3 protein-coding genes and 1 pseudogene are annotated in these 3,060 nt (G+C 58.5%); all 4 read left to right on the top strand.

Annotated features, from left to right (window positions below):
- The first annotated feature begins 354 nt into the window (after positions 1 to 354).
- A complete protein-coding gene (locus FS320_RS40805) occupies positions 355 to 570 on the top strand; it encodes a hypothetical protein (RefSeq protein WP_152718235.1) in 216 nt (71 codons plus the stop codon).
- Between the two features lie 100 nt (positions 571 to 670).
- Positions 671 to 907 carry a hypothetical protein gene (locus tag FS320_RS40800; RefSeq protein ID WP_162003576.1) on the top strand — a complete coding sequence of 79 codons (237 nt, stop codon included), beginning with the start codon at positions 671 to 673 and terminating at the stop codon, positions 905 to 907.
- A 226-nt stretch (positions 908 to 1,133) separates the two neighbouring features.
- The gene (locus FS320_RS40795) at positions 1,134 to 2,168 is read left to right on the top strand and encodes a deazapurine DNA modification protein DpdA family protein (protein ID WP_152718233.1); all 1,035 of its coding nucleotides are present in this window, start codon (positions 1,134 to 1,136) and stop codon (positions 2,166 to 2,168) included.
- A 632-nt stretch (positions 2,169 to 2,800) separates the two neighbouring features.
- Positions 2,801 to 2,935 (top strand): annotated as a pseudogene (locus tag FS320_RS40790) (CarD family transcriptional regulator); the annotation flags it as partial.
- Positions 2,936 to 3,060: the final 125 nt, after the last annotated feature.

Genomic DNA, 3,060 nt, shown 5'->3' with positions numbered 1-3,060 from the left:
GATCAGCTCATTGCGTGTTGTCATGCTCACCTGCCTCATCATCGCCCCCGCAGCTCGCCAGAGCTCGGGAGCAAATCAGATGAGGCAACGATCCAAAATCAGGGAGCAATTCAGGCGATGCAATGCGCATGGCTTCGGCGGTGTTGATCGCCGGTCGATGTGACGCTGACACATGGAAAGCCCCCTTTTCCTGCCCCAGGAGTACCAAGCCAGAATTGCGCGAGGGTGTGGGGGCCAGTTGCGCCAGCATCAGCGGACGGTAAAGCAGCCCGTTCCCACAAGTTCCAGGCAAGCTTAACCATGTATCAAGATGATCGCGGCAGTGTGCCTCCTCGTTTGTAAGGAGTACGCACCATGACGGCTTGGCTGAACCACGACCGGGGACCGATCACCGAGGAGAAGCTCCTCAAGGCCGTGAATATCCTGGCCGACATTGTCGAAGAGAAGGGCCCTGCCTTCCGCCCGCTGTACTTGAGCCTCCGCCAGCAGTTGGCTGACCTGCGTCTGCAGCAAGGCGCCGAGGCGGCGCTCGCTGCAATCACGGCGCGGACCGGGACCAAGGTTGCCTGAATTCCTAGTCTCTCCCGGATTGTAAGCCTGAGAGAGATCAAACCCCAAAAGGTACTGATGTTTTCAAGGCGACACCGCGCTTACGAGGAGGTATTCTGCAGTGAGCCTGATCTACAACGAGCGGCAAAGGCTACTGGCCAATGCCTTCGACCGTGCATCGACGGCCTGCTTCACGGTCGGCATTGCCACTCCGCTGGCTGGGTATCTGTATAACATCGGCGGTTTCGCAAACAACGCCGATTTCCTGCAACTCTTACCCATCGCCGCGGGTTGGACATTCGCTGCCGCGATGTTACATATATTTGGAAGAATGGCTCTTGGAGGCTTGAAGCAATGACTGGACAGACACTGATCGTTTCGGTCGTAATGCCTGGCATTGTCGTATTGCTCGGCTTTGCGGCCCTGAAGGCCAACGAATGGTACAATAAGCGCCATTCGCACTAAGGCATTGCTTTAGCAAAAGCTGCTAAAAGCCTGAATATTCAGGAGGATCGGTGTTCCGCCGGTCCTTTTTCTTTGCCCGTTGCGGATCTCCCATCCCCGCCAATCCGGACAAAGAATTCATGCTCAAGTTTCTCCTCGGGCTCCCTCATGTCATGAGAGGGCCACTGATCGACGCAGCCCGGTCCTTGAATGCGCCAGTCCTGATCAGTGCCAATGCCCTGTCCACCTGGAAGAAGGACCTCAGCGGCATCCCCGTCTGGCACGGCTTCAACACCCGCAATCTTCATCACCTTGACGGCCTCGAGGCCTATCTGGATAGCGCCGGGTTCGTGGCCGCCAGCCGCTACCGGGGTTTCGCGTGGACCGTGGATCAGTACTTGGACCTCGCCGCGGCCTACCCCTGGCGATGGTTCGCCTCGCTGGACCTTTGCTCGGAACCGGAGATTGCCCGGAACCGCGACCTTGTCCTGGACCGGATCTCCGGCACCGTCGACCTCAACCGAGCTTGCATCCGCGGCGCCAGGGAGCGGGGCATTTTGAACCGCTTGATGCCTGTATTGCAGGGCTGGATGCCGGAAGATTATGTCCGGTGCCTGGAGCGCATGCCGGACCTCTCCGGATTTCCGATCGTCGGCGTCGGCTCGATGTGCCGACGGCACCTCCACGGCCCACAGGGCATTCTGCAGGTCATTGAGACCCTGGACCGCGAACTGCGCGGTACATCCATCCGGCTTCATCTGTTCGGCCTCAAAGGGGTAGGGGCGGCCGAGCTGCGCCAGCATCCCCGGGTGGCAACCGTGGACTCCCAGGCCTATGGCACCAAGGCCCGGGTCGAAGCGCGGGAGGCCGGTATCAGCAAGACCAACCGCTTCCTCGCCCAGATCATGACCGATTGGTACCTAAAGCAGGTCGACGCCCTACAGGCTCCGGCCGGCGAGAACCGCCATCCCCCAGCGCTTCTCGATTTGAGAATGCCTGTCCCCCTAAGCCCCTTCGAGGCAAGGCTTCATCTCGCCCGTGAGCAGATGCGAGAACTGCTCGAGGCCGGAGAAATCGACTGGCAGCAGCTCCATGATGAAAGCGTGCTTGCCTTCGCCTTCGATGACGAAGAGAGCCAAACCGCTTCCCATGCAGAAATAGCTTTGGCTGCCTGACAGCTTCGATTGGCGGCGCCAGGAGGGAAGGGGTCGCGCCGCCACTCGCCTAGAGTCCCCTTTCGATAAGGAGAATCCATGTCGCGCAGACGCAAGAAGGCTCCGCGCCCTGAGCATCCCATTGAGACAGCTTTAAGGGCAGCTAGTTCCATTGGTCAGCTTGAGATCCTGGCAGGAATTGATCGATCACCAGAGGGCAGAAAGGCCTTCTGGGACGACTACAAACATATCAATCCGCCAGCAGCCAGTCTCGATGCAGGCTGTCAGGAACTCCGCCGCCGAGCCCGACAGAGGGCAGGGCTCAAGCCGCCTCATTCCGGCTTGAAACCAATGCCGCTCTCGTAAACGGAGCGTTAACTAAAAGCATATTACTGTTTTCGAATTGCATCGAAGCCGCGCCATCAAGTCTCTGAGAATGAGACTGCGCCGCAGCAGCTCCAGCGTAGCTAGCGTAAACCATCGTTGAACTTCCCGCTTGCACAGCCACGGTGGGAATCCGATATGCGGGAACCGCGCCAAAGATATCGAGTTCACATCATCTACGCTCCCTACCGGGCGTGGGGAATTCGACGTCTGCGACACAGATCGGCTCAGCATTAGAACCGTCTGTAGCTCAAGGAGATCTTTTCTAAATGACGACGAAGAACAACGCTCTGACCTTCCAGACTGGCGAAGCAGTCGTCTATCCGAGCCACGGCGTCGGTCTGATCACAGGAATTGAGGAGCAAGAGATCGCTGGATTCAAGCTTAAGCTCCTCGTGATGACGTTGGTGCATAATTGAGAGGTGGGCCGCATGCACCCCTTAGCCCTGGGGTTCAGACGAGGCGCTGGGATACTGGCATGCCAAGGCTGGTCATGATGTTGATGACCTTGCAGCCGACCGCAGCTTCG

The organism is Microvirga tunisiensis, assembly GCF_009296175.1.
Taxonomy (GTDB): domain Bacteria; phylum Pseudomonadota; class Alphaproteobacteria; order Rhizobiales; family Beijerinckiaceae; genus Microvirga; species Microvirga tunisiensis.
Note: the sequence above shows the minus strand (reverse complement) of the source record. Positions and strands in the feature narration are given on the sequence as shown.

Coding starts and splice junctions, on each gene's coding strand:
- FS320_RS40805 (WP_152718235.1), top strand. CDS start 355: ATGACGGCTTGGCTGAACCACGACCGGGGACCGATCACCGAGGAGAAG.
- FS320_RS40795 (WP_152718233.1), top strand. CDS start 1,134: ATGCTCAAGTTTCTCCTCGGGCTCCCTCATGTCATGAGAGGGCCACTG.